Source organism: Streptomyces sp. WM6378 (assembly GCF_001279695.1).
In the GTDB taxonomy this organism is placed as follows: Bacteria; Actinomycetota; Actinomycetes; order Streptomycetales; family Streptomycetaceae; genus Streptomyces.
In genome coordinates this window covers 14,363-39,821 of the sequence record NZ_LGDD01000307.1, presented here as the reverse complement: position 1 = coordinate 39,821, position 25,459 = coordinate 14,363, and the positions used below count along the sequence as shown (strand labels likewise).

General features: G+C 71.2%; 26 protein-coding genes and 2 pseudogenes. 16 read left to right on the top strand and 12 right to left on the bottom strand.

Annotated elements, in window-relative coordinates:
• Nucleotides 1-52: 52 nt before the first annotated feature.
• The gene (locus ADK54_RS29085; protein ID WP_053728711.1) at nucleotides 53-442 is read right to left on the bottom strand and encodes a VOC family protein; all 390 of its coding nucleotides are present in this window, start codon (nucleotides 440-442) and stop codon (nucleotides 53-55) included.
• A 214-nt stretch (nucleotides 443-656) separates the two neighbouring features.
• Between ADK54_RS29085 and ADK54_RS29080 the strand changes: the two genes are divergently transcribed.
• Together ADK54_RS29080 and ADK54_RS29075 are read left to right on the top strand one after the other, a co-directional pair.
• Entirely contained in the window at nucleotides 657-1,799 is a 1,143-nt protein-coding gene (locus ADK54_RS29080; RefSeq protein WP_053728710.1) for a molybdopterin-dependent oxidoreductase, read from the top strand.
• Nucleotides 1,799-2,203 carry a hypothetical protein gene (locus tag ADK54_RS29075; protein WP_053728709.1) on the top strand — a complete coding sequence of 135 codons (405 nt, stop codon included), beginning with the start codon at nucleotides 1,799-1,801 and terminating at the stop codon, nucleotides 2,201-2,203. Before ADK54_RS29080 ends, ADK54_RS29075 begins: the two co-directional genes overlap by 1 nt.
• Nucleotides 2,204-2,223: 20 nt before the next feature.
• Here ADK54_RS29075 and ADK54_RS29070 read toward each other — a convergent pair whose 3' ends face one another.
• A complete protein-coding gene (locus ADK54_RS29070) occupies nucleotides 2,224-3,045 on the bottom strand; it encodes a TrmB family transcriptional regulator (protein ID WP_053728770.1) in 822 nt (273 codons plus the stop codon).
• Between the two features lie 495 nt (nucleotides 3,046-3,540).
• Here ADK54_RS29070 and ADK54_RS29065 point away from each other — a divergent pair.
• Nucleotides 3,541-5,479 (top strand): annotated as a pseudogene (locus tag ADK54_RS29065) (putative Ig domain-containing protein).
• Between the two features lie 72 nt (nucleotides 5,480-5,551).
• On the opposite strand, the gene ADK54_RS29060 reads toward ADK54_RS29065, so the two are convergent.
• The 3 genes from ADK54_RS29060 to ADK54_RS29050 are packed head-to-tail and all read right to left on the bottom strand — an operon-like array spanning nucleotide 5,552 to nucleotide 7,607.
• Entirely contained in the window at nucleotides 5,552-6,229 is a 678-nt protein-coding gene (locus tag ADK54_RS29060) for a class I SAM-dependent methyltransferase (RefSeq protein ID WP_053728708.1), read from the bottom strand.
• The gene (locus ADK54_RS29055; protein WP_078966728.1) at nucleotides 6,223-6,930 is read right to left on the bottom strand and encodes a TIGR04282 family arsenosugar biosynthesis glycosyltransferase; all 708 of its coding nucleotides are present in this window, start codon (nucleotides 6,928-6,930) and stop codon (nucleotides 6,223-6,225) included. Before ADK54_RS29055 ends, ADK54_RS29060 begins: the two co-directional genes overlap by 7 nt.
• Nucleotides 6,927-7,607: a glycosyltransferase family 2 protein gene (locus ADK54_RS29050; protein WP_053728769.1), complete on the bottom strand. Its 681-nt coding sequence runs from the start codon at nucleotides 7,605-7,607 to the stop codon at nucleotides 6,927-6,929. The genes ADK54_RS29055 and ADK54_RS29050 overlap by 4 nt, the downstream gene beginning before the upstream one ends.
• Nucleotides 7,608-7,815: 208 nt before the next feature.
• Here ADK54_RS29050 and ADK54_RS29045 point away from each other — a divergent pair.
• Nucleotides 7,816-8,499: pseudogene (locus tag ADK54_RS29045) on the top strand (response regulator transcription factor); the annotation flags it as partial.
• A 238-nt stretch (nucleotides 8,500-8,737) separates the two neighbouring features.
• Nucleotides 8,738-9,850, top strand: a complete 1,113-nt coding sequence (locus ADK54_RS29040) for a sensor histidine kinase (RefSeq protein ID WP_053728706.1) — start codon at nucleotides 8,738-8,740, stop codon at nucleotides 9,848-9,850.
• Between the two features lie 166 nt (nucleotides 9,851-10,016).
• Here the strand turns inward: ADK54_RS29040 and ADK54_RS29035 are convergent, their stop codons facing one another.
• Nucleotides 10,017-11,012, bottom strand: coding sequence for an NAD-dependent epimerase/dehydratase family protein (locus tag ADK54_RS29035; protein ID WP_053728705.1), 996 nt, complete (start codon nucleotides 11,010-11,012; stop codon nucleotides 10,017-10,019).
• Between the two features lie 80 nt (nucleotides 11,013-11,092).
• Between ADK54_RS29035 and ADK54_RS29030 the strand changes: the two genes are divergently transcribed.
• The 3 genes from ADK54_RS29030 (at nucleotide 11,093) to ADK54_RS29020 (ending at nucleotide 12,807) form a co-directional block, all read left to right on the top strand.
• A complete protein-coding gene (locus ADK54_RS29030) occupies nucleotides 11,093-11,404 on the top strand; it encodes a 4a-hydroxytetrahydrobiopterin dehydratase (RefSeq protein WP_053728704.1) in 312 nt (103 codons plus the stop codon).
• A gap of 22 nt (nucleotides 11,405-11,426) precedes the next feature.
• Nucleotides 11,427-12,161 carry a class I SAM-dependent methyltransferase gene (locus ADK54_RS29025; RefSeq protein WP_053728703.1) on the top strand — a complete coding sequence of 245 codons (735 nt, stop codon included), beginning with the start codon at nucleotides 11,427-11,429 and terminating at the stop codon, nucleotides 12,159-12,161.
• A gap of 253 nt (nucleotides 12,162-12,414) precedes the next feature.
• Nucleotides 12,415-12,807 (top strand): hypothetical protein, encoded by a 393-nt coding sequence (locus ADK54_RS29020; protein ID WP_053728702.1) that lies wholly within the window; start codon nucleotides 12,415-12,417, stop codon nucleotides 12,805-12,807.
• Nucleotides 12,808-12,966: 159 nt separating this feature from the next.
• Here the strand turns inward: ADK54_RS29020 and ADK54_RS29015 are convergent, their stop codons facing one another.
• A complete protein-coding gene (locus tag ADK54_RS29015) occupies nucleotides 12,967-13,830 on the bottom strand; it encodes an NmrA family transcriptional regulator (RefSeq protein ID WP_053728701.1) in 864 nt (287 codons plus the stop codon).
• A 106-nt stretch (nucleotides 13,831-13,936) separates the two neighbouring features.
• Here ADK54_RS29015 and ADK54_RS29010 point away from each other — a divergent pair, with 106 nt between their 5' ends.
• Nucleotides 13,937-14,878: an AraC family transcriptional regulator gene (locus ADK54_RS29010; protein ID WP_053728768.1), complete on the top strand. Its 942-nt coding sequence runs from the start codon at nucleotides 13,937-13,939 to the stop codon at nucleotides 14,876-14,878.
• A gap of 59 nt (nucleotides 14,879-14,937) precedes the next feature.
• On the opposite strand, the gene ADK54_RS29005 is transcribed toward ADK54_RS29010, so the two are convergent.
• A complete protein-coding gene (locus tag ADK54_RS29005) occupies nucleotides 14,938-15,258 on the bottom strand; it encodes a hypothetical protein (protein ID WP_053728700.1) in 321 nt (106 codons plus the stop codon).
• Between the two features lie 106 nt (nucleotides 15,259-15,364).
• On the opposite strand from ADK54_RS29005, the gene ADK54_RS29000 reads away from it, so the two are divergent.
• The gene (locus tag ADK54_RS29000) at nucleotides 15,365-16,060 is read left to right on the top strand and encodes a TetR/AcrR family transcriptional regulator C-terminal domain-containing protein (protein WP_053728699.1); all 696 of its coding nucleotides are present in this window, start codon (nucleotides 15,365-15,367) and stop codon (nucleotides 16,058-16,060) included.
• Between the two features lie 333 nt (nucleotides 16,061-16,393).
• The gene (locus ADK54_RS28995; protein ID WP_053728698.1) at nucleotides 16,394-17,449 is read left to right on the top strand and encodes a S1 family peptidase; all 1,056 of its coding nucleotides are present in this window, start codon (nucleotides 16,394-16,396) and stop codon (nucleotides 17,447-17,449) included.
• A 30-nt stretch (nucleotides 17,450-17,479) separates the two neighbouring features.
• Here ADK54_RS28995 and ADK54_RS28990 read toward each other — a convergent pair whose 3' ends face one another.
• The 4 genes from ADK54_RS28990 to ADK54_RS28975 all read right to left on the bottom strand — a co-directional run bounded on the left by ADK54_RS28990 (nucleotide 17,480) and on the right by ADK54_RS28975 (nucleotide 21,366).
• On the bottom strand, nucleotides 17,480-18,178 hold the full coding sequence (locus tag ADK54_RS28990; protein ID WP_107090645.1) for a hypothetical protein: 699 nt from the start codon (nucleotides 18,176-18,178) through the stop codon (nucleotides 17,480-17,482).
• Between the two features lie 179 nt (nucleotides 18,179-18,357).
• Complete coding sequence (locus ADK54_RS28985) at nucleotides 18,358-18,828, bottom strand: RICIN domain-containing protein (protein WP_053728766.1); 471 nt, start codon at nucleotides 18,826-18,828, stop codon at nucleotides 18,358-18,360.
• Between the two features lie 81 nt (nucleotides 18,829-18,909).
• Complete coding sequence (locus tag ADK54_RS28980) at nucleotides 18,910-20,292, bottom strand: S53 family peptidase (protein ID WP_053728697.1); 1,383 nt, start codon at nucleotides 20,290-20,292, stop codon at nucleotides 18,910-18,912.
• Between the two features lie 237 nt (nucleotides 20,293-20,529).
• Nucleotides 20,530-21,366, bottom strand: a complete 837-nt coding sequence (locus ADK54_RS28975) for an aldo/keto reductase (RefSeq protein WP_053728696.1) — start codon at nucleotides 21,364-21,366, stop codon at nucleotides 20,530-20,532.
• A 351-nt stretch (nucleotides 21,367-21,717) separates the two neighbouring features.
• On the opposite strand from ADK54_RS28975, the gene pqqA reads away from it, so the two are divergent.
• From pqqA to pqqE, 5 genes are read left to right on the top strand one after another with little or no spacing between them, the layout of a single operon-like run.
• Entirely contained in the window at nucleotides 21,718-21,837 is a 120-nt protein-coding gene (gene pqqA, locus ADK54_RS42710; RefSeq protein ID WP_063802074.1) for a pyrroloquinoline quinone precursor peptide PqqA, read from the top strand.
• Between the two features lie 10 nt (nucleotides 21,838-21,847).
• Nucleotides 21,848-23,011, top strand: coding sequence for an MBL fold metallo-hydrolase (locus ADK54_RS43890; RefSeq protein ID WP_234392248.1), 1,164 nt, complete (start codon nucleotides 21,848-21,850; stop codon nucleotides 23,009-23,011).
• Nucleotides 23,008-23,727, top strand: coding sequence for a pyrroloquinoline-quinone synthase PqqC (pqqC, locus tag ADK54_RS28965; protein WP_053728695.1), 720 nt, complete (start codon nucleotides 23,008-23,010; stop codon nucleotides 23,725-23,727). The genes ADK54_RS43890 and pqqC overlap by 4 nt, the downstream gene beginning before the upstream one ends.
• Nucleotides 23,728-23,762: 35 nt before the next feature.
• Nucleotides 23,763-24,287, top strand: a complete 525-nt coding sequence (gene pqqD / locus ADK54_RS48595; protein WP_324610203.1) for a pyrroloquinoline quinone biosynthesis peptide chaperone PqqD — start codon at nucleotides 23,763-23,765, stop codon at nucleotides 24,285-24,287.
• The gene (gene pqqE / locus ADK54_RS28955) at nucleotides 24,284-25,396 is read left to right on the top strand and encodes a pyrroloquinoline quinone biosynthesis protein PqqE (RefSeq protein ID WP_053728694.1); all 1,113 of its coding nucleotides are present in this window, start codon (nucleotides 24,284-24,286) and stop codon (nucleotides 25,394-25,396) included. Before pqqD ends, pqqE begins: the two co-directional genes overlap by 4 nt.
• Nucleotides 25,397-25,459 lie beyond the last annotated feature (63 nt).

The window sequence follows — 25,459 nt, the reverse complement described above, 5'->3', positions numbered from 1 at the left end:
CGAACCGTAAGGTTCTGCCGGGCGCGCGGGGGCGGATGGCTCGGCTACCGGATTACTGCCAGCCGCCGTAGGGCACGGTCAGGAGTTCCAGCCAGTGACCTGACGGATCGGGGAAATAGACCCCGCGGCCGCCGTCGTTGTGATTGATCTCGTTCGGGTGCTGCCGGTGCGGATCCGCGAAGAACGGAAGCTTCAGATCCGTGATCTTCTGGAATGCGGCATCGAATTCCTCCTCGGACACGAGGAACGCGTAATGCTGCGAGGGTATATCGGTGCCTTCGGGAACCGTGGCGAAGTCGAGAGTGACTCCGTTGCTGGTCGTGACGGGGATGAAAGGCCCCCATTCCTTGCCGACCTCAAGGCCGAGCATGTCGCCCAGGAATTCGGCGGACACTCGATTGTCGCGGGAAGCGATGATGGTGTGATTCAACTGTACTGACACGGTGGAATGCCTCCATCAGGCATCTCACAGACACCTCCATGTCTCACCCGGCCGGTGACCGACACGCGATGCTGCCCAAAGATCCTAACCACATTCCCGTGTTCCTGTCACGGTATTGATTGCGTCATCACATTCCCGCTCCGGATGGCGGCGTTCGCGAACCGTAAGGTGTCCAGGCGTCCCGAACCGGGTCCCGTCGGGGTGGGATGGAGGCATGACGCCACGACTTCCCGCAGTGCGACCGCCCGTCTTCAAGGGCCGACTGCACGACGCGCGCACGGCGACCTCGATCGGCCGCTGGCTGGGTGTCGCGATCGCGATCTGCTTCGGCACCGGACTCGTCAGCCACTACCTCCAGCACCCGCCCGGATGGCTGGCGGACTACTTGCCCAGCAGGCCCAGCTGGGGGTATCGGCTCACCCAGGGCCTGCACGTGGCGTCCGGCATCGCCGCGATCCCCCTGCTGCTCGCCAAGCTCTGGACGGTGTACCCGAGGCTGTTCGCATGGCCGCCGCTGCGTTCCGTACGCCATGCGCTGGAGCGGCTCTCGGTCGCGGTCCTCGTCGCGGGCGCCGTCTTCGAACTGCTCACGGGGCTCCTGAACACGGTGCAGTGGTACCCGTGGCCGTTCAGCTTCGTGCCGGTGCACTTCGCGGTGGCGTGGCTGCTCGCCGGGGCCCTGCTGCTCCACGTCGCCGTCAAGTACCCCGAAATCAAAGCGCATTGGAGCCGCAAGTCGTCCGGCACGCTGGCGCTTCCCGCGGCCGACGGCCCCGACCGGCGCTCCTTCCTGACCGGCGTGACGGCCGCCGTCGGCGCGGTCACCCTGACCACCGTCGGCCAGTCCTTCACCCCGCTCAAGACCTTCGACGTACTCGCTCCGCGCCACCCCGACCACGGGCCGCAGGGCCTCCCGGTCAACCGGACCGCCGCCACCGCCGGAGTCGGCCGAGTCGACGCCTCCGCCTACCTGTTGACGGTGGACGGCCCCCGCCCGTACACCCTCACCCTCGCCGAACTGTCCGCGCTCACCCAGCACGAATCCGTGCTGCCCATCGCCTGCGTCGAAGGCTGGAGCAAGTCGGCGCACTGGAGCGGCGTGCGCATGACCGAGCTGCTGCGCCGGGCCGGCGCACCACCGGACGCACGGGTGCGGGTGACCTCCCTGGAGAAGTACGGCTCGTACCGGGTGATGGAGATGGGCCGCGAGTACGCCCACGACCCGCTCACCCTGCTCGCCCTCGGACTCAACGGGCAGACCCTGACGCCCGACCACGGCTACCCCGCCCGCATCATCGCGCCGAACCGCCCCGGCGTGCTGCAGACCAAGTGGGTCACCCGGCTGGAGGTGCTGTGATGCGGACGGTGGTGGGCGCGGCGGGGCTCGCGCTGATGGTGTTCGGCGGACTGCTGGTCTGGGACCAGACCACACACTGGGACGTGCTGATCTGGCTGGCCGGGGGCGTCGTCCTGCACGACGGGGTGATCGCGCCGCTGGTCCTCGGCCTGGGATTCATGCTCGGCGGCCTGAAGAACCGCGGCCTGGTCCGTGGCGCCCTGCTGACCGCGGGCTGCCTCACCCTGGTCGCCCTCCCGGTGCTGCTGCGCCCCCTCCCGACGGCCAACTCCTCGGTGCTGCCACTGGATTACGTACGCGGCCTGCTGATCTCCCTCGCGGTGGTGGCCGTGCTCGCGGTACTGCTCGGCGCGGGGCGCTGGGCCCGGAAGAGGGCGGGCGGGCCGGACGATCCGGAGGGCTGATACGGGATCGGGGCCCTCGGTCAGTCCGCGCCGCCCGCCGCCCGCATCGGCTCCGCCGTCTCCCACACGCTCTGGAAGGCGAGGCGCAGGCAGGCCGCCAGCGCCGGGTGCTCGATGTACAGGGCGGTCGTGGAACCCGTCCCCGCCACCGGGTCCGGCATGTCGCACAGCACCAACGAGGCGTCCGCGATGACCAGTTTGAGCGGCAGGCGCTGGGTGAAGCGGGCCTCCTCGCCGGCCTCCGCGAACCGCCGCACGTTCTCCAGGACCTCCGCGTCGGCCAGCGCGTCGTGCGTGTACACCGCCCGCACCGTGCCCTTGGCCCGCCTCAGCCGCCGCGTCGCCTTGATCCCGGACGTGTTGGCGGCCGGGGCCACGAACGGGGGCATGCAGAACGTGAGGAGCTCGGAGTCGGCCTGCTCCTGGATGTCCGCGAAGCGCTCGGCGATCTGCCGCTGGTCGCGCAGCACCTCGATGTAGTCCAGCGGATCGGTGTGCGCCCGGCCGTCCGCCCACAGCGGGAGAAGGAGCGAGGTGAGATCCGTCGACAGCTTCTCCAGCCTTTCCAGGGACTCCCTCTGACGGTTCATCAGACGGGTGACGGCGAGCTCCGGGGCGACGGCCGTGAACGTGGCGACGCGCCCCCGGTGAGCCACCGCGAGTTGGGCGCGGACCAGGCCGTCGAGGACGTCGTAGATGCGCTGCCGAGGCACCTCGGCCTCGCGCGCCACCTGCGCCGCGGTGTAGGAGTCGCGCCTGACGAGGGCGAGATAGACCCGTGCCTCGTAGCGGGAGAGGCCCAGCTCGACGAGGTCGCTGACCGACCCCTCATCCGGCTCCATGCGCATCCCCGTCCGACTTCATGTGCGTCCTCCTCGGCTCAGCTGCCCGCCACCGTATACACGTACACCCGGCTCTGAGCAGCCCTGTGATCCTTTGGGGATTCCCCGGCGGGCGCGGCCGGAGATCCATCCCTTTTCGAGGGCAAGGCTTTGCCTGGGGCTTGCCAAAGGCTGTTGTCGACCCCGTCGGCCGTCGCTACCTTCATCCCTGCCACCACTTGAGCGGGTGGCAATTTTCGCGAGGTGCCACTGTCATGCACTGATCAGGCAAGGCCGCACCCGCTGATCATGTGCACACACGTACTGCCGAACGTGCCGCACACGTACCGCCGATCGCACACGCAGCACAGGCGCCACACACGTACTGCCGATCGCCCCGCACGGATACCGCCGAACGTCCGCACGCGTCTTGCCGCACGCGCCGGATCCGCCCTGCCGCTCACCCAGCTCCATCCCCGCACCTCCGCTCGCCCCGATCCGGCGAACCGACCCCCCATGGAGGGCAGTTCCTTGTACTCGAAGAGACCCTTCGGCCTCCCCGGATTCACCCGCCGAGCCGCCACCGCCGCGCTGTCCGCGGCGGCCCTGGTCACCGGTGGACTCATCGCCGTGGCCCCGTCCGTAAGCGCCGCCACGCAGGCCGACAGTGCCCAGCCCGCCAACGTGCAGCGGCTGTGCGCCCAGCCCGCCAAGGCCGGCGTGATGTCCTGCCTGGCCCTGGCCCGCACCGATGTGCAGCACCACCTCGGCATATCCCCGAACGCCGCCCCCTCCGGGTACGGACCCACCGACCTGCAGAGCGCCTACGCCCTGTCGTCGAGCGCGGGTGCCGGTGCGACGGTGGCGATCGTCGACGCGCAGGACGAGCTTCAAGAAGGTCGACCAGAACGGCGGCACCAACTACCCGACCGCGGACTCGGGTTGGGCCGGCGAGATCTCCCTCGACGTCGACATGGTCAGCGCCGTCTGCCCGCAGTGCCACATCCTGCTCGTCGAGGCCAACACCGCGAGCATGGACGACCTGGGCGCCGCGGTGAACCGCGCGGTCACCATGGGCGCCAAGTACGTCTCCAACAGCTACGGCGGCAGCGAGGACTCCACCGACCCGACCTCCGACGCCTCCTACTTCAACCACCCGGGCGTCGCCATCACCGTCTCCTCCGGTGACAGCGGCTACGGCGTCGAGTACCCGGCGGCCTCCCAGTACGTGACCTCCGTAGGAGGCACCTCGCTCAGCCGCGCGAGCAACGCCCGCGGCTGGTCCGAGTCGGTCTGGGGCACCAGCTCCGGCGGCCAGGGCGCCGGTTCCGGCTGCTCCGCCTACGACCCGAAGCCGTCCTGGCAGCACGACACCGGCTGCGCCAAGCGCACCGTCGCCGACGTCTCCGCGGTCGCCGACCCCGCCACCGGCCTCGCGGTCTACGACAGCTACCAGGCGACCGGCTGGAACGTGTACGGCGGTACCAGCGCCTCCTCGCCGATCATCGCCAGCGTGTACGCCCTCGCCGGCACCCCGGCCGCGAACACCAACCCGGCGTCCTACCCGTACGCCCACACCGGTTCGCTGAACGACGTCACCTCGGGCGCCAACGGCAGCTGCAGCCCGAGCTACCTGTGTACCGCCGGTGCAGGCTACGACGGCCCGACCGGCCTCGGCACCCCGAACGGCACCGCGGCCTTCACCGGCGGCACCAGCACCGGCAACACCGTCTCGGTGACCAACCCCGGCAACCAGTCGACGCAGGTCAACACCGCGGCCTCGCTCCAGATCCAGGCGACCGACTCCGCCAGTGGCCAGACGCTGACCTACAGCGCCACCGGTCTCCCCGCGGGCCTGTCCATCAACGCCTCGACCGGTCTGATCTCCGGCACCCCGACCACCGCCGGATCCTCCAACGTGACGGTCACCGCCAAGGACACCACCAACGCCAGCGGCTCGACGTCCTTCACCTGGAACGTCACCACCGCGGGCGGCGGCTGCACCGCGACCCAGCTGCTCGGCAACCCCGGCTTCGAGACCGGCAGCGCCGCACCCTGGTCGGCGACGGCGGGCGTCATCGACAACTCCAGCGGCGAGGCCGCGCACTCCGGCTCGTGGAAGGCCTGGCTCGACGGCTACGGCTTCAGCCACACCGACTCGCTGTCCCAGGCGGTGAGCATCCCGGCCGGCTGCCACGCCACCCTCACCTACTACCTGCACATCGACACCAAGGAGACGACCGGTTCCACCGCCTACGACAAGCTGACGGTGACGGCCGGTTCGACCACCCTGGCGAGCTACTCCAACCTCGACAAGAACACCGGCTTCGCGCAGAAGTCCTTCGACCTCTCCTCGTTCGCGGGGCAGACGGTGACCCTCAAGTTCAACGGTGTGGAGGACAGCAGCCTGGCCACGTCGTTCGTCGTCGACGACACCGCGGTCAACGTGAGCTGACCTGAACACGTGAAGGGCGGGGCGGGGGGGCACTCCCCACCCCGCCCTTTCGTACGTCGCCGCCCTTCGCGGTCACAGGCGCGCACCCCTGCCGCGGCGAAGGGCCACGAACGGGCGCCCCGCCGCGGTCCAACGCCCGGCCGGGCGCCAGCCGAGCGGGCGGGCACAGGACAGCAGCGCGTTCGTGCCGAGCCGCGCCCAGGGGAAGTCACCACCCGCCGCACCGCTCGCATCGGCGACCCGGACCCGCATCCGCTCATCGATCTCGTACGGGGCGGTCTCGGCCAGCAACAGGCCGCCGGGGACGACGAGTTGGGCCACCCGGGCGAGCAGCGCCGCCGGGTCACCGCCGATCCCGACATTCCCGTCGACGAGCAGCGCGGTGTCCCAGCGCCCCTCGCCCGGCAGCCGGTCGAAGACCGAGCGGCACAGCGCGCTGCCGCCCCAGTCGCGAGTGCGGCGGACCGCTTCGGGGCTCACGTCGACGCCGAGCGCGGCGACCCCCTCGGCGGCGAGGGCTGCCACCAGGCGGCCGGGCCCGCAGCCGATGTCCAGGACCGCGCCCCCGCACCGGCGCAGCACCGTACGGTCCGCCAAGTCCGGCTCAGCACACCAGCGTTCGACCTCCAGCGGCAGCAGCCAGCCGTCGGGCCGGCGCAGGAACAGCGGGCCGCGCCCGGACCGCAGCGCATCGGTGTAGGGGTCGGCGTGCCAGGCGGCCGGGGCGGTGGCGGAGAGCGCTCTCACCATGTGCGGGGCCCGGCGGTGAGGGAGTCGGTCGCCGGGGGCTGGGTCGACAGGGGTCCGGTCGGCGTTGCGCCCGTCAGGGATCGGGCGAAGCGGCCGTGCGGGGCCTCGGCCGCGACCAGCCGGGCGTCCCGGGCGGTGTCCACATCCCGTAGCCGAGCCAGCTCACGCACCGTGAGCCCGGCGTCGTACAGCCGCTGTCGCTGGACGCGTCCGGTCTCGGCGACCGACATCGGCACCCCGCGCAGCAGCGACGGGTCGGGCTCGGTCAGGCCGAGGGCCCAGAACCCGCCGTCCTCGGCTGCGCCGAACCACGCATCGCCTGGCCGGGGGTCCGCGAGCGCGGGGGCGAGCAGCGCCGGGCTCACCTGCGGGGTGTCCATGCCGATCAGCAGCGCGGGCCCGGTGCACGCTGCGAACGCAGCCGCGATCCGCTCGTCCAGGCCGCCCGTACACTGCGGCACCACCTCGATGCCGGGCGGAAGCCATGGCCCCGGCTCGCCGTCGAGCACCAGAAGCCTTCTGCGTACGGGGGTGGCGAGCACCGCGTCGAGGGTGTCGGCCAGCGACGCCTCGGCGATCCGGGCCGCCTCCTGGGGGGTGTACGGCGGGGTGAGCCGCGTCTTGACCCGGCCGGGCACGGGCGCCTTCGCGAGGACGATCAGCGTCGTGCCCGACACCGGCCCGCCCGCCGCCCCGGTCATCGGGCGACCGCCGACGTACACGCCGCCACGGGCGGCTCGGCCAGCACCTTGCGCATGTCGTGCACCGCCTGCCAGGTGCCCCGCCACGTCCCGGTGACCTTGGACTTCCCGGCGCGCGGCAGGTACGGAACCTCATGTTCGGCCACCCGCCACCCCGCGTCCGCCGCCCGCACCACCATCTGGAGCGGGTAGCCGCTGCGCCGGTCGGTGAGGCCGAGCCCGAGCAGGGCCTCGCGGCGCGCGGCCCGCAGCGGCCCCAGGTCGTGCAGGCGCAGCCCGGTGCGGCGCCGCAGCATCCGCGCGAGCGCCAGGTTCCCGGCCCGCGCGTGCAGCGGCCAGGCGCCGAACCCCTGCGGCCGCCGCCGGCCGAGCACCAGGTCGGCGGCGCCGGACGCCACCTCCCGTACATAGGGGACGAGCTCGGCCGGATCGAGGGAGGCGTCGCAGTCGCAGAAGCAGACGTACTCGGCCTCGGCCGCGAGCAGCCCGGCGTGGCAGGCCGCGCCGAAACCCCGGCGGGGCTCGTGCACGACGGTCGCGCCCAGCGAGCGCGCCACCTCGGGTGAGCCGTCCGACGAGCCGTTGTCGACGACGACGGCCCGCCAGCCGTCCGGGATCCGGGCCAGCACCCAGGGCAGCGCCTCGGCCTCGTCGAGGCAGGGCAGCACGACGTCCACGGTCACCGCGCCCGGTCCGGCAGGAGATGCGGACGGGGACGGGGTCCGGGGCGCGGAAGGTGATGCGGAGGGAGATTCAGTCACGCCCTCACCGTACGAATCCAAACCAGACAAATCGGATATCAGGTTCTTACGAAACGCGGACATCGCCCGCCCGGGGCCCACCCGGCGCAGACGGACGCCCCCGGGCGGTGCGACGCTGGATTCCATGCACAGCACCGAGAGCCGCATCCTGGTCGTCGACGACGATCCGACCGTCGCCGAGGTCGTCACCGGCTACCTGGAACGCGCGGGCCACGCCGTCGACCTCGCCGCCGACGGCCCCGCCGCCCTTCGCGCGGCCACGCAGCACCGTCCTGACCTGGTGGTACTCGACCTGATGCTGCCCGGCATGGATGGCCTGGAGGTGTGCCGCCGACTGCGCGCCACGGCCCCCGTGCCGGTGATCATGCTGACCGCGCGGGGCGACGAGGACGACCGCATCCTCGGCCTGGAGATAGGCGCGGACGACTATGTGACGAAGCCCTTCAGCCCGCGCGAACTCGTCCTCCGCGTCGAATCCGTACTGCGCCGCGCCCGCACCGCCCCCGCTCGCCCGGGCCCGCGCATCTCCCGCTCCGGCATCGCCCTCGACCCGGCCGCCCGCACCGCCTCGAAGGACGGCCACGAACTGGCCCTGACGCTGAGGGAGTTCGACCTCCTCGCCTACCTCCTCGCCCGCCCCGGAGAAGCCATCTCCCGCGAGCGCCTGATGCACGAGGTGTGGGGCTGGGAGTTCGGCGACCTGTCCACGGTGACCGTCCACGTCCGCCGCCTACGAGGCAAGATCGAAACGGACCCGGCGAAGCCAGTGCTGATCCGTACGGTGTGGGGAGTGGGGTACCGCTTCGAGGCGGAGGCTGAGGGGGAGGCCGAGGGGGGTGGTGCTGCGGGTCGTGGGGGCGTGGCACATGGTGCGGAGCCGGCACATGGTGCTGAGCCATATGGGGGCCAGCCACATGGGGACGGGTCACATGTGGACGGGCCACACGGCGCCCGGCCATATGAGGCCCGGCCAAATGGGTCCGGGCCGAGCGACGGCGGGCCGAGCGGCGCCGGGCCGGACGCGGCAGTACGGCAGGGGAGCAACCATGGGTGACGTTCTGCTCATCGCGCTGTACGCCTTCCTCGGTGCCGCGGCCGCCGGGCTCGGCGGGGCGCTGGCCCTGCGGCTCCTGCGGCACCGCTCGCTCACCGCGTCCGTGGCCGTTGTCGCGGCCGTCGCCGTCATCGCGATGCTGGCCGGCACGCTCGCCGTCGCCTGGGCGATGCTCCTCAACTCCCACGACCTGACGGTGGTGACCGTGGTCGTCGCCATGGCCGCGGTCGCCTCGCTGGCCACCGCGCTGCTGCTCGGCCGCCGGGTCGTGGCCAGCAGTCACCGTCTCGCCCTGGCCGCCCGCTCGTTCGGCGACGGCGGCAGCTTCGACGCCCCCACGGGGCCCGCCACTGCCGAACTCGCCGCGCTGAGCCGGGAGTTGGCGGCGACCAGCGCGAAACTGACCGAGTCGCGCGAGCGCGAGCGGGCCCTGGAGACCTCGCGGCGCGAACTCGTCGCCTGGATCTCGCACGACCTGCGCACCCCGCTCGCCGGGCTCCGCGCGATGGCCGAGGCCCTCGAAGACGGCATGGCCAAGGATCCCGACCGCTACTTCCGCCAGATCAGAACCGAGGTCGAGCGCCTCAACTCCATGGTCGGCGACCTCTTCGAACTGTCCCGCATCCACGCGGGAGCGCTCTCCCTCAACCCCGCCCGCATGTCCGTCCACGACCTGATCGGCGACGCGCTGGCGGGCGCGGACCCGCTGGCCCGCGAACACGGGGTACGCCTCGTCGGCGAGCGCGTCGACGCGGTTCCGGTCGAGGTGGACGGCAAGGAGATGACCCGGGTCCTCGCCAACCTCCTGGTCAACGCCATCCGGCACACCCCGGCCGACGGCACGGTCGCGGTGGCCGCCGAGGACCGGGACGGTGCGGTCACGCTCTCCGTGACCGACGGCTGCGGCGGCATCCCCGACGACGACCTGCCCCGCGTCTTCGACACCGGCTGGCGCGGCACCGCGGCGCGCACCCCGCCCGGCGGCGCGGGCCTCGGCCTCGCCATCGTCCGAGGCATCGTGGAAGCCCACTCGGGACGCGCCGAAGTCCGCAACGTGGCCGGTGGCTGCCGTTTCGAACTCACCCTGCCGGTGGCGCCGGCGTAGGCGCCCTACAGGGGCGCGGGGAACTCGCGACCAGCCACCGACGGCCCACAGTCGAAAGCCGGAGGGGCCGGAGAGAAAAGCCGGAGGGGCCGGAGAGAAGGGGGGCCAGGCAAGCAGCCCGGCCCCCCGTCCGCGTCCTGGGCCGCGCCAGGCACCGGCGGCTGCCCTACCCCGCCGCCGCGAACTCCGCCATCCCCTCCGCGAACTTGACCACCGGCTTCCACCCCAGCTCGCTGCGCAGTCGCGCCGAGTCCGCCGTGATGTGCCGTACGTCGCCGAGCCGGTACTCGCCCGTCACCACCGGAGCGGGACCCCCGTGCGCCGAGGCCAGCGCCCGGGCCATCTCGCCCACCGTGTGCGGGGTTCCGCTGCCCGTGTTGTACGCGGTGAGCGCGCCGGGCGGGCGGCTTGAGAGCGCTTCCATCGCCACCACGTTGGCCGCCGCCACATCCCGTACGTGCACGAAGTCCCGGCGCTGGCGGCCGTCCTCGAAGACCCGGGGTGCCTCGCCGCGTGCCAGCGACGAGCGGAAGAACGAGGCCACCCCCGCATAGGGCGTGTCCCGGGGCATCCCCGGCCCGTACACGTTGTGGTAGCGCAGCGACACCGCCCGCCCGCCGGTCGCCCGGGCCCAGGAGGCGGCCAGGTGCTCCTGCGCCAGCTTGGTCGTGGCGTACACATTGCGCGGGTCGACCGGCGCGTCCTCAGCGACCAGCCCAGGACTCAACTCGGCCTCACAGCAAGGGCATTGGGGCTCGAACCGCCCCGCGTCGAGCCATTCGACCGGCCGCGGCCCAGGGCGTACGACCCCGTGCTCGGGGCACTCGTAGCGGCCCTCCCCGTAGACGACCATCGACCCCGCGAGGACCAGTTCCCGCACTCCCGCGTCGGCCATCGCCGTCAGGAGTACCGCGGTGCCGAGGTCGTTGCAGCTCACATAGGCGGGCGCGTCGGCGAAACCGGTGCCGAGTCCCACCATCGCCGCCTGGTGGCACACCGAGTCCACCCCGACCAGCGCCCCGGCGACGACGTCCGGATCCCGGACGTCGTCCCCCGGCCGGACCGCCCGGTCCAGAACGAGCGGCTCATGGCCGTGTGCGGCCAGTGCTGTGACAATGTGCGAGCCGATGAAGCCCGCGCCTCCCGTGACAAGTACACGCATAGAGGAGACGCTACGGATGCGGAGCCTCCGCGTCACCGCTCCACCCCGCGATGTCACCACCCCGTAAGGAGTATCCGGACATGCCCGTTGAGCCGCTGTCACAGAAGGACATCGAGGACCGGCTGCGGGAGCTGCCCGGCTGGTCGCTGTCGGACGACCACGACCGGATCTCCCGCAGCTTCCGTCTCGCCAACCACTTCGCCGCGACGGCCATGGTGGTCCATGTGGCCCAGATCCAGGAGGAACTCGGCCACCACAGCGACCTCACCCTCGGCTACAACACGGTCGCCCTGTCCGTGAACACCCACGACGCGGGCGGCGCACTCACCGCCCTGGACTTCCAACTCGCCCACCGCGTAGAGGAGATCGCCCCCGGCCACGGCGCTGGATGACCGCACCCGTACTGTGACGCACATGCTGGACTACGATGCCGAGGCGGCCCACTACGATGCCACGCGCGGCGGCGTGCCCCGGGCCGAAGCCGCCGCCGAGGCCGTCCTCAAACTCGTCCCCGCCACCGCCCGCACCCTGCTCGACCTCGGGTGCGGCACCGGGTCGGTCACCCAGCGCCTGAACCGGCCGGGCCTGCGCGTCCACGGAGCCGATGCCGCCTACGGCATGGCGAGCATCGCCGCCGGTCGTGTCGGCCCCCGGATCGTGCTGGCCGATGTGCGCCAACTCCCTTTCCGTTCAGGGGTGTTGGATGCGGTGACCGCGGTGTGGCTGCTCCACCTGGGGCGGCGGATCGCGCCACAGTTCGTCGTGGCCGAGGCGGCGCGCGTACTGAAGCCGGGCGGGGTGTTCATCACCACCGTGGACAAGGACGCCGCGCACGACGTCGGCTCCGACATCGACGCCCTGCTTACCCCGCACCGCACCGGCACCCCCTCCGACCGGGCCGACCTGATCGAGTCGTACGCCGCCCGGCACGGCCTGGCTCCGGTGGCCAAGGCCCGCTTCACCGGACACGGCCAGGGCCGCACCCCGCTCGCCGCCGCGGACGCCGTCCGGCGAGGCCGTTTCGCCTCCTGGCTCACCCTGGCCGGCCCGCCCGCCGAGCAACTGGCCGCAGCCCTGGCCGCCCTGCCGGACCCGGACCGGCCGCGGGCGGCCCCGGAGTACCGGCTGCTGGCGCTGCGGAAGGAGTGAGAGCGCTCTCACCCCGGTCCGCCAGGTCCGCTCAGCCGGCCGCCTTCGTCATCTCCATGACCCGGTTGAGCACCCACGTGTCCCCACCGTCCGTGGAGAACGACTGCTCCCAGCGGGCGCCCGGCTATTGGGCCGAACGAGTAACAGAGAGTAACTTCCGTCCTGCGGCCCCCGTTCTGTAGCCATGTGGGGCGGCACCATGTGTGAACGGGCCTCCTCACGCTGAGTCCACCTCCACACCAGGAGCACCACTGTGATCAAGAAGGTTCTGGCCGGCGCGGCTTTCGCCACCGCTGCCATGATGGCTGTCGCCGCACCCGCGTCGGCGCACACCAACGGTCCCGAGGCCGAGAACAGCACCACCAACGCGCACGACAGCATCCGTGCCGCCCGTGCCGGGTCTGGCCCGACCACGAGTGGCAGCGGTGCCACGGACTTCGGAACCCGCAACGGCAACACTGCCATCGCCGGTGACTCGGGCGGCATCCTCAACACCTACGGTGCCCCGCTCATCAACATCGACGGTCGCTGCCTGGTGCCGCTGCCGGAGGGTGAGGGCATCGGCGGGCACCTGCTCGGCGGCCCGAAGGCGGCCTGCAACGTCGCGCCGGTCGACCAGTTCCAGGCCCCGCAGAAGCTGCTCTGATTGAAGAAGTTCGACTGAGCGTTTCCGGCGGCCCCCGACAAGAGCGCCTCTTGTCGGGGGCCGCCGTCTGCCCGGCCCCGCCGGTCTGGTCGGGGTCGGGCGAGGTCGGGGCGGGTGGGCCGACCCCCGTCCGCCCCGACCTCGCCGACCCCGGCCGGGTCATCCCTGCCAGTCGCCCGCCGCCGCCGCGTCCCGCGCGAAGTCCGCGAAGTCGCGGGCCTCGCGGCCCAGAACGCGCTTCACACCGTCTGTCGTGGACGCGTTGTGGCCGTCGAGCAGCATGCTGAACAGCCCGGCAAGCCACTCGGCGTCCGGCTCGGGCAGACCGTACCGGGTGAGCGACTCCGCGTACTCGGCGCCCGACACCGGCACATAGCGGATCTCGCGGCCCGTCGCGCGGGAGAGCTCGGCAGTGACCTCCGCGAAGCTGAGCAGGCGCGGGCCCGTCAGCTCGTACGTCTGCCCGGCGTGGCCGTCCTCGGTGAGGGCGGCGACCACGGCGTCGGCCAAGTCGTCGGCGTCGACCCAGGGTTCGGCGGTGTCGCCGGCCGGGAAGGCCACCGTTCCCGCCAGAACGCCCTCGGCCATCGCGCCCTCGCTGAAGTTCTGCGCGAAGAACGCGGCGCGGACCACGGTGAGGTCCGGGCACGCCTCGCGGAGAGCGCTCTCGGCGCGGGCCGCCTCCGGCTCGCCCCGTCCTGAGAGCAGGACGACCCGGCGCACCCCGTTCGCCGCCGCGAGCCGGCCGAACCGGCGCATCGCCTCCGCCGCGCCCGGCGCCGCGAGGTCGGGGTAGTAGGCCACATACGCGGCGTGCGCGCCACACAGTGCGGCGCCCCATGTGGAGTCGTCCGCCCAGTCGAAACGGACCTCACCGGACCGCGACCCCGACCGGACCGGAACCCCGCGAGCGGTCAGCCGCTCGACCACCCGGTGCCCCGTCTTCCCCGTCCCGCTGGTCACCAGCACCGTCCGCTGCGCCAACTCGCTGGTCCGCTGTGCGTTTTGCGTCGTGTTCGTCATGCGTCCAGCGTCGTCGGACCGCCCTGGACTCTCCATGCGCCAGGGGCCAATCCCCATACGCGTTCGTCTACGCCTCGTGCCGCCCGGCGCGTTCTACGCTGGCCCCATGGACGCACTCGCAGGACTGCTCGACGGCCCGCGGGCCAGAGGCGCCTTCCTGCTGCGCATGGTGATGGAACCTCCGTGGTCCGTACGGATCGAGGACCGCGCGCCGATCTCCCTGATGTCGATGACAGCGGGCGAGGCCTGGATCGTGCCCGACCACGGCGAGGCCGTGCGCATCGCCCCCGGCGACATCGTCGTCGTGCGCGGCCCCGATCCGTACACCGTCACGCACTCGCCGGAGCTCGCACCGTTCGCCCGGATCGGCCCCGGGGCGACTTGCACCACCCTGCGCGGGGAAGCGCTCTCGGCCTCCATGGACCTGGGCGTACGCACCTGGGGCAACGCGCTGCACGGTTCGGCCACCATGCTCGTCGGCACGTATCTGATGGAGGGCGAGATCAGCGGGCGGCTGCTCGCCGCGCTGCCGCCGGTGGTGGTGCTGACCGCGCGTGAGTGGAACTGCTCGCTCATGCCGCTGCTCGACGACGAGATCTCCCGCGACGAGCCCGGCCAGAGCGTCGTCCTGGACCGGCTGCTCGATCTGCTGCTCATCGCGGTGCTGCGCTCGTGGTTCTCGCGACCCGGCGCGGACGCGCCCGCCTGGTACCGGGCGATGGGCGATCCGGTGGTCGGCCCCGCGCTGCGACTGCTGCAGAACAGCCCCGCGCACCCCTGGACGGTGGCGTCGCTCGCCGCGAGGTGCGGGGTGTCACGAGCGGGATTCGCGCGCCGCTTCACCGAGCTGGTGGGGGAGCCGCCGATGGCCTACCTGACCGGCTGGCGCCTGGCCCTGGCCGCCGACCGCCTGCGCGAGACGGACGCCACCGTCGAGGCCATCGCCCGCCAGGTCGGCTACAGCGGTGCGTTCGCGCTGAGCGCCGCCTTCAAGCGCGTTCGCGGCATCAGCCCCCAGGAGCATCGGGCTGTGGGCGGAAACGGCTGATGGCGCGGCGGCCCTGCCAGGGGCTCGTGCCCTCCTCGGCAGGGGGTCTGGAAGCGCTCTCAAGCCCCGATGAGCTGCGAGAGGTCGTCGTCGCCGACCACCTGGAACACGCCTCCGCCGAGTGACGGGCCGACCAGGCCTGCGAGGCGGTTCATCCGGCGCTGCTCGCTCGCCGCGATCCGCTCCATCCATACGGGGACGTCCGCGGGGTCGGCGTCGATCAGGGCGCAGGTCAGGATCTCCTGCGGGTCGTCGAGGCTGAGTGCGCTCAGCACGCGGCGCGGGTCGCCGGGGAAGGCCTCGTCCGGCAGCCAGGCCTTGCGGAAGGCCGCGTAGTCGACTCCGTCATTGAGGCGGCGCAGTGAAGTCCCGATCAGCATGGTGAACCTCCGGTAGGGGCGATGCGGTTGGGCTGAGATTTGATTCTTACGTTGTAAGTTTCGTGTTGGGGATAGAGTGCCCTTACGTCGTAAGAATCGTCAAGAGATGGATGGGGAGGATCTGGTGGCGGATCGCCGGGCGCGGCCCAAGGCGGGGCTCAGTCGCGACAAGGTGCTGGATGCGGCGCTGGACTTCGTCGACCGCGAAGGCATCGCCGCGCTCACCATGCGCAAGCTGGGCGCCGAGCTCGGCGTGGAAGCCATGACGATCTATCACCATGTGGGAAACAAGGGGGAGTTGCTCGACGGCCTCGTCGGCCGGGTGGCGCGCCGAGCCGCCGTCGGGCTGCCGCGCGACGGCGTGGATGAGCCGTCCGCCGGCCCCGTCGGCGACTGGACCGAGTGGGCCCGCGCCTTCGCTGTCGGGCTGCGGGCCGAACTCCTTTGCCACCCAGGCGTGTTGCCGCTCATCGCCACCCGCCCACTGAGCTCCGCCGACGATCTGGAGCTTCTGGAGGAGTGGCTCGCCGCCCTGGCCGGGGCAGGGCTCGCGCTGGGCCGGGCGATGGACGTCATCAACGCCCTCGCCGCGTTCACCGTCGGCCATACCCTCGCCGAGGCCGGCCGCACCCCGGGTGAGCGCGCGGATGCCCCCGACCTCGACGATGTGGCCCCCGACCCGGCGCGCTTTCCGCTGCTCGCCGAGGTGACGGCCACCCGCGTCGGCCTCGACTTCGCCGAACGCTTCGACCGCACCGTGGACTTCATCCTGGCCGGCTACCGGGACATGTCGCAGGAATGATCCATCCACGGCCCACCCCCGCGGCCTCGCCGCGTCGGCGCCGACTCAACCCTCTTACGAACGCCTCCCGTTCCTTCACGACCGGCTCGCATTCCTTCGCGTACCACCCCAGCTCACTCTCAAGTGCCCCCAACTCCCTTACGTATCAGGCGAGTTCATTGCTTGCTGTGGACCGGTGAGGGTACGGATACTCGACGCGGCGAGTTGGCATGGACGCCGGTGTGTGCCGGGATCCCGGTCGTCGCGTCCTGCTCATCTCGCCCGACGGGCCCGGCGAACACTCGTGGCCGGGCTCAACCCCCCACAGGAGGTTCTGAGTTGAAGCAGCGATGGATGTCAGGCCGACGTGCGGCCACCGCCGCGGCGGGAGCCCTGGCGCTCGGCGCGACCCTGACGATGCAGAGCGCCGACGCAGCCCCCGCACCGACCGCCGCCCCGCAGTCCGCCGCATCGGCCGGGCAGCTGGCGCACCGGATCGACACCACTCTCGCGGGCCGCACGGCAGGCTCGTACTACGACGCCGGGAGCAAGAAGCTCGTCGTGAACGTGGTCGATGCCGCGACCGCCGACAGCGTCCGCAAGGTGGGCGCCGAAGCCCGTACCGTCAAGCACTCCATGAGCCAACTCAACGCGTCACGACAGGTGTTGAAGGCCAAGGCCTCCATACCGGGCACCTCCTGGTCGATGGACCCGGTCAGCAACACGATGGTCGTCAAGGCCGACCGCACCGTCACCGGTGCCCGCCTCGCCCAGCTCAACAAGGTGGTCCAAGGACTCGGCGACACGGTCACCCTGAAGAGAACGGCCGGACGCTTCCAGCCGCTCATCGCGGGCGGCGACGCGATCTGGGGCAGCAACGCCCGCTGCTCGCTCGGCTTCAACGTCACCGTCGGCGGCCAGCCGTACTTCCTGACCGCCGGGCACTGCGGCAACGCGGTCTCCAGCTGGTCGGACCAGCAGGGCGGCTCCGAGATCGCGGTCACCGAGGCCTCCACGTTCCCCGGCCACGACTACGCCCTGGTCCGCTACACCAGTGACACCGGCCACCCGAGCGCGGTCGACCTGTACAACGGTTCCTCCCAGCCGATCAGCGGCGCAGCCGAGGCCACCGTCGGCGAACAGGTCCAGCGCAGCGGATCCACCACCGGCGTCCAGGGTGGCCAGGTCACCGGCCTGAACGCCACCGTGACGTACCAGGAGGGCCAGGTCGACGGGCTGATCGACACCACCGTCTGCGCCGAGCCCGGCGACAGCGGCGGCTCCCTCTTCGACGGCGGTACGGCCCTGGGCCTCACCTCCGGCGGCAGCGGCGACTGCAGCTCGGGCGGCGAGACCTTCTTCCAGCCCGTACCGGAAGCGCTCCAGGCGTACGGAGCGCAGATCGGCTGACCCGTACGGACGTTCCGGGCGGGCAGGGACTCAGGCGTCGCCCGCCAGCAGGTGCTGGGGTACCGACCGGAACGTCCAGGTGCCGGCCCGGCGCGTGAAGACCCACACCAGGTCGAAGCGGTCGGGCCACTCCTCCGGGACCCCGCCGGCCCGCGAAGCACCCAGTGCTTCGACGATCGGCGGGATCTTGGAGTGCTCCCAGCAGATCAGCACAGGGGCCGTCGCCGCCAGAGCGGCGGCGGCCAGCTCCTTCTCCTTGCCCTCGGCGAACCCGGTGCCGACTCGAAGGTGGAGAGCCTCGGCGAGCGGCGTCACGGTCTGCCGCATCCGGTGCGCACCGGCGTCCGGTCCCTGGTCCGCGGCGGCGTAGATGGTGGCGGGGCGGGGGAGCGGCGCCGACCCCGAACCGGCGGGAGCGCTAGCGCCGTTGGCGGCGAAGAGCCGGGGCAGCGCGTGAGAGCGCTCCCAGCCGCGCTTGGTCAGCGACTTCTTGTCCTGCTTTCCGGCTTCGTCGAACCCGGGGTCACCGGAGCCGGGCTTCTCACCGTGCCTGATGATCATGATCGTGGTGTCGCGCCCGGGGTCGGACGGGGCAGGATCCGTCGACGCGGAACTCCTCGACGCGGACTTCTTGTCGTGGCCTGCGCCGCAGCCCGCCGCCACGACTGGCGCGGCCAGCGCCAGGCCCAGCAGCACTGCCCGCCGGTTCGGCCTGCTCCCCTGAGTCACTCTCGTACCTCTTCTTGCGTGCTTCGCCTGTGTGTCAAATAGATCCCGTGTCAACGGAGTTGACGGCCGATTCGGCTCCGGGGTTCCCTGAGGGCGCCGATCGGTGCGATCTCCCGGCGGCGCGGGGCCCCGGAGAGCGCTCTCGCCGAGCCGCCCACCTCACCCACCCGATGAACCGCTCACTCGACGACAGACTCCAACTCCCACCACTGCCCGGGCGAGTCGGTGTCCTCCCACTGCTGCACGTTCGCGCCGTCCTCGGTCGAACCATGCGCGACTTCCAGGAGCAGCCCGCTGATGTAACTGACCAGGGTGACTCGCCCGGGAGCGTCCAAGTGCCGCTCGACGAGCCACTCCTGAGCCCCGAAGTTGTTGGCCTTCCACTGCTGGACGTTGGCGCCGTTCTCGGTGGAGGCGTTGGCGACGTCGAGCCGCTTGCCACTGTTGACGTTCACCAGGTGATAGAGCCCGCCGCCGCTGTGCACGGGGGAGATGTGCCACTGCTGCGCCGTGGAACCGCTCTCCTTGCCCTGCTGCACATTGGCCCCGCTGCCCTTGGCGTCCCCGTACACCTCAAGGAGCAGCCCGCTGGCGACGTTGCGTACCAGGTAGCGGCCTTCGGGCAGGGCGGGGTTCTGCGTGTCGTTCATGATCTCGAAGGATACGGTCATGACAACGCCGCCGCCCGGAGGAATCGGGCGGCGGCGTCGTCACGCGATGGTGCGGTGCCGTCAGTGGTGGCGGCTCTCGCGGGCCAGCGCGGTCACGAAGTGGGCCGCGTCGATGGTGCCGACGCCGGTCGCCATGTCGTAGCCGTTCACCGCGGTGTAGCCGGTGACGCCCTGGTAGCTGTTGTTCGTGCCGTCGTTGACGTCGACGAGACCCGAGCCCGGCTTGTAGCCCTGGTGCTTGTACAGCGAGTACAGCGCGTCGTTGATGTTGCCGAGGCGGTGGCCGGCGGCCTGGTCGGCGAGGGCGACGATGCCGGAGAACAGCGGGCTCGCCTCGCTCGTTCCGCCGGACACGTCCCAGCCGACGGCGGTCGGGTCGTAGCTGGAGTACACCCAGGCGCCGCCGTTGACCGCGGCCGCCATCGAGATGTCCGGGGTGCCGCGACGGTTGCCGACGATGCCGCGCACGCCGTTCTGGAAGGACGGACGCTCGAAGACGTGCGACTGTCCGCCGCCGCCCGAACCGTTGTCGTTGTACACGCTCTCGGGGCTGAGGCGGTTGCCCTGGTCGTCGAGGTGCAGCTGGGTGCCGCCGATCGACGTGACCAGCGGGTCGGACGAGGGCCAGGAGTTGACGCGCTCCTTGTAGTAGCCGCTGCCGTCCGCGGTGTTGTCGGTGGCGCCGCCGTCACCGGAGGAGGCGAGCACGGTCACGCCGTGGGCCGCCGCGTCCTTGAACGCGTACCGCAGGTTCTTGATGCTGGAGAAGTCACCCTTGTCGAAGCCGGGGAACGTGTTCTCCGTGGCGCCGAAGCTCTGGGTGATGACATCGCCGATGCCGTGGTCGATGAGGTGCTTCTCGGCGTCCATCATCTCGGGCAGGCCGGTGACGCCCTCGGTCTCGGCGACCGCGGTCTCGACCAGGATGATCTTCGCGTCCGGCGCGACGGCGTGCGCCATCTCGACGTCGAGCGTGGACTCACCGGCCCAGCCGGTCATGTCCTTGTTCTTGGGGTCCCACTTGGGAACGTTGCCCCACTTGACCACGTCGACCTTGCTGCTGGGAATGCCGTACTGCTTGCTGTACACGTCCAGGTCGTGCTGGATCGTCGGCGAGCCGAAGGAGTCCACGATCACGATCGTGCGGCCCTTGCCGGTGATGCCCGCCTTGTAGAGCGGGTTGAGGTTGTACGCCTGGCGGTACTGCAGCGGGCCGTAGCAGGCGATCTTCCACTTGGCCTGGCACTGCTCGGTGCTGAGCGGGCCGCTGGTCGAGTGGGCGAGGTGCTGCCCGGAGATGGCCGGGACGGGCTTTACCTGCGGGACGGCAGGTGCGGCGGTGGCGGACCCGGACAGCGGGGTGGCTATCACCGCGGCGGCGGCAAGGGCGGTGGCCCCAACTGTCGCTGCTGCGGTACGAGTCCGGGGGCGGGCTATGTGCATGAATGCTCCCTGAGTGGGGTGAAGCCGCGCGGGGCGGTCTTCGCGATCCCATCGGGAAGGTCATGCGCAGGACAAGAGGATTTGTCGCTTGATGTCGAACGCTTTGCCTGGGCGGTGCACTTGAATGAACATTCTTGGTTGGTACCTGACCAACCAAAGTCAATAAGCGACAAAAGGGGCACCGTCCGACCAGGTCGGACGGCGCCCCTTTCTTCAGGGCCTGGTCAGCGCGTGTGATCAGGCGCCGAGGTTGAACTCGGCCGGGTTTGGCCCAAGACGCTTGCCCTCGTCCAGCGCGGCGAGCGCGGCCAGGTCGTCCGCGTCGAGCTCGAAGTCGAAGACGTCGATGTTCTCCTTGATCCGCGACGGCGTTACGGACTTCGGGATCACGACGTTGCCGATCTGGAGGTGCCAGCGCAGCACGACCTGCGCCGCGGTGCGGCCGTGCTTCCGCGCGATCGCCACCACGGTCGGAACGTCGAGGAGCCCCCGGCCCGAACCGAGCGGCGACCAGGCCTCGGTCGCGATGGAGTGCTTGGCGTGCAGCGCGCGCGACTCCGCCTGGGCGAGCTGCGGGTGCAGTTCGATCTGGTTGACGGCCGGGACCACCGAGGTCTCGCCGAGCAGCCGCTCCAGGTGCACCGGCTGGAAGTTGGAGACGCCGATCGCCTTGGCCCGGCCGTCGGCGTAGATCTTCTCGAAGGCCGCGTACGTGTCGACGTAAGCGTCCTTGGCCGGCACCGGCCAGTGGATCAGGTACAGGTCGACGTAGTCCAGGCCGAGCTTGTCGAGCGAGGCGTCGAACGCGCGCAGGGTCGAGTCGTACCCCTGCTCGGAGTTCCAGAGCTTCGTCGTGACGAAGAGGTCTTCGCGGGCGACCCCCGAGGCGGCGACGGCCTGGCCGGTGCCCCGCTCGTTCTCGTAGATCGCGGCGGTGTCGATGCTCCGGTACCCGGACTCGATGGCGGTGGCGACCGCCTTCGCGGCCTCGTCGTCCGGCACCTGCCAGACGCCGAAACCGAGCTGCGGCATCTCGACGCCGTTGTTGAGGGTGATGGAGGGGACCTTGCTCACGAGCGGTCGATCCTTACGTCGTCGGTTGGTACTCCCATCCTCAACGAACGAGCGGAGCGACGCATTCCCAACGGGCCCACCCGATCGCACCTGACCTGCGGTTCAGTACCGCTCCTGACTCGCCGTTCAGGAGCGCGTGACCGTGCGGCGCAAGATGATTGGCCGATACAGCTCCGACCTTATCGGTCCGAACCATTGACCGTGCCTCGACAAGACGCGACGCTATGGCACATAACTGAACGCCGGACACTCATGTGAACACCATGTCTGCCCTGCTCAGGTAACTGCTCATGGGCGCGACACACACCGTTCACTCCTGAACCCCACCTCTCAGGAAGGCAGGTACACCCCATGAAGGACACACGGGAAACATCGGAGGAAACGGCGGCGGTCGCGGTCTGGGAGACCCCCGAGTACACGGTCGTCGAGACCGCGCTCGAAGTCACCGGCTACTTCCACGCCGACCGGTAGGAGCCGCGCCATGCTGCTGCAGGTGCTCGGCACCGCGGCGGGTGGCGGGGTCCCGCAGTGGAACTGCGCGTGTCCCGGCTGTGCCGGGGCACGCGTCCACCCGCGGCGCCGCCGCCGGCACGCCTCCCTCGCCGTCAGGTCCGGCGGCCCCGGAACCCGCTGGCACATCGTCAACGCCGGTCCCGACATCACGGACCAGATCGAATCCGTCCCCGCCCTGCTGCCCGGCCCCGGATCGCGCGAGACCCCGGTCGCCGGTGTGATCCTCACGGACGCCGAACTCGACCACACCCTCGGCATCGCCCGCCTCCGCGAGACGGAGGGCTTCACGGTCCGGGCCACCACGCCCGTACGGGACGCACTCCTCGACCGGTTGCGGCTGGGGGATGTGCTCAGCCCCTATACGGCCATCGAATGGCGCGAGCTCAGCGAGAAGCCGGAAGCGCTCTCGGCGGCGGGCCCGGTGGGGCGGTGGCGGCAGGGTGGGGGGTCAGAAGGGCCAGGAGCGCGCGAAGGGGGCGAGCGGGGGCCGGGAGCGCTCTCGGCCGCCGGCTCCACCGAAGGGTGCGAGCGGACGGGGACGCTGGAAGCGCTCTCAGCCGCCGGCGACGACGGGCGTCGTGGACAGGGGGAGAGGCCGGGAGCGCTCTCAGCGCCCGGCCCCACCGAACGACGTGATCCGGACGACCGGCTGAACGCGCTCTCCACACCCGGCTCCATCGAGGTCAGCGTCAGCGCCATACCCGTCTCCGCCAAACGGCCTCGCTACGCGGCCGGTCCCGAGCCCGACGACCCCACCTGGTCGGTCGCGCTCCGGCTGGACGAGCCGACCACCGGCGCCTCGGTCGTCTACGCCCCCGCGGTCGCCACCTGGTCCGACGCGCTCGACGCAGCGGTACGGAGCGCCGACGTCGTCATCCTCGACGGCACGTTCTGGGACGACGACGAGCCCGTACGCAGCGAGATCTCGACCCGCACGGCCACCGCGATGGGCCACCTGCCGATCGTCGGGCCACACGGAACCTCGCACCGCCTCGCCGCACTCCCCGGCCGCTGTCTCTACACCCACCTCAACAACACCAACCCCCTCAACGACCCCGCGGCCGCCCAGCACGCACGGCTCGCCGAGCGGGGCCTGGAAGTCGCCGCGGAGCGGATGGTGATCGAACTGTGAGCAGCCTCCAACTCCCTTGGACTGTAGGCGAGTTCGAGCGTCAGCTGCGTGCCGTGGTCGAGCACCACTACCACGACCGGCACCCCTTCAACGTCCGCATGCACGAGGGCCGACTCGACCGCGAGGAACTGCGGCGCTGGATCCTGAACCGCTTCCACTACCAGCGGAACATCCCCGTCAAGGACGCCCACATCCTCGCCAAGTTCGACGAGCCGCACCTGCGCCGGATGTGGCTGCGCCGCATCCAGGACCACGACGGACCGGCCGACGGCACGGGCGGCATGGAACGCTGGCTCCGCCTCGGCGAGGCCGCCGGAATCACCCGCGAACGCATGTGGTCCGGCGCCGAGGTCCTGCCCGGAGTCCGCCTCGCCGTCGCGGGATACGTCAACTTCTGCCGGCTCAACCCGGCGCTGGACGCGGTCGCCGCCTCCCTCACGGAACTCTCCGCACCGGGGATCATGCGCACCCGCATCGACGCCTTCCAGGACCACTACGACTGGATCGAGCCCGCCGGCCTGGAGTACTTCCGCACCCGCATAGAACAGGGCAGCCGCGACAGCGCCGAAGCCCTGCTCCTGGTCAGCGGCTGGACCCGCACCCGGGCCGAACAAGAACGCTGCGTGGCCGCCCTCACCTTCAAGTGCGACGTCCTGTGGTCACTGCTCGACGCGGTGGAGTTGGGCGGGCGTGAGGGAGCGAGGGGAGTCGCATGAGAGGGGTGACCAAGGTGGTGAGGGAGGTGGGGGACGTGAGGGAGCTGAGGGAGGTGCGGGATGTGAGAGAGGCGGACCGGGCTTCGGCGGTGGGGGCTGAGAGCGCTCTCGGGGTGCATGCCGAGGGTGCGTCCAGCACGGTCGTTCCTGCGGAAACGGCTGACGAGAGCGCTCTCACGAGCCCCTCGGCCCCGCACCCACAAACCACCCCGGGCGCAGCCACGGCCACCCCGCCCACTTCCGACCCGCCCACTTCCGACCCGCCCACCCTCGACCCGCTCGCCTCCGACCCCCTCGCCCGCGACCCCGCCTGGCGTCCCACGCTCTCTCGGCACGTGCTGCTGCGGCGCGACCGGGTGCGGGGAGTCGATCTGCTGGTGCTGCCCGAGCGGGTCGTCGTGCTGCACGGACCGGCGGGCAGCATCGTCCGGCTCTGCGACGGTGAGCGCGAAGTGCGGGAGATCGTCCACGATTTGGCCGCGCGTCACCCGGAGGCGCCCGTCACCTCCGAAGTCCCGTTATTTCTCGGCAGGTTGCGTGAGGAGGGCTGGCTGCGATGACCGCCGTCGAACCACCCTGGGCGCTGCTCGCCGAGCTGACCCACGCCTGCCCCCTGCATTGCGCGTACTGTTCCAATCCGCTGGAGCTGGTCCGCCGCAGCAGTGAGCTCGATACCGACGCCTGGTGTCAAGTCATGGGACAAGCGGGTGAGTTGGGTGTCGTCCAGGCGCACATCTCGGGTGGTGAGCCGCTGCTCAGGCCCGACCTGCCGCAAATAGTCGCCGCCGCCGACGCGGCCGGCATTCACACCCAGCTCGTCACCAGCGGCATCGGCCTGGACGCGGCCCGCCTCGGCGCACTCGCCGACGCCGGGCTGCGCTCCGTACAGCTGTCCGTGCAGCATTCCGACGCGCAGGAGTCGGACCGGATCGCGGGGCGGCGCCGCTCCTTCGCCGACAAGGCGCGGGCCGCCGCAGTCGTCCGGGCAGCCGGGCTACCGCTGGGCCTCAACGTCGTCCTGCACCGCGACAACCTCGACGCGCTCGACGCGATCGTTGAGCTGGGCCTCGACTGGGGAGTCGACCGCATCGAGCTCGCCAACACACAGTTCTACGGCTGGGCCCTGCTCAATCGGAATCAACTCCTGCCTTCCAGAGGTCAGTTGGAGCAGGCGCGGAAGTCCGTCGAGGTGTGGCAGGCCAGGCTCGGCGGGCGTACCGAACTCGTGTGGGTGGTGCCCGACTACTTCGACGGCACGGCGAAACCCTGCATGGGTGGCTGGGGTGCCCTCTCGCTGACCGTCGCGCCGGACGGCACCGTGCTGCCGTGCCCGGCCGCCGCCGCGCTGCCCGGGCTCGACCCGCCCAATGTACGAGAGCGCTCTCTGGAATGGATATGGCGGGAGTCGCCCGCCTTCAACGCCTATCGTGGCACCGGCTGGATGGCCGAGCCCTGCCGTTCCTGTGAACGCCGTGACGTCGACTTCGGCGGCTGCCGTTGCCAGGCGTACGCCCTCACCGGCGACGCGGCCCGCACCGACCCGGCCTGCCGCCTCGCCCCCGACCACCCGCTCCTGCGCCGCATCGTCTCCGAGAGCGCTCTCAGCGCCCCGAGCCCGGCCGCACCCCGTTCCTTCGACACAGCTGCCGGCCGCCGCGGCCGAGTTTGAACGCGAGCCCACCCCGTCCCGACGCCCTCGCTCAGCACATCCGACGCCCGCACCTTCTCCCCG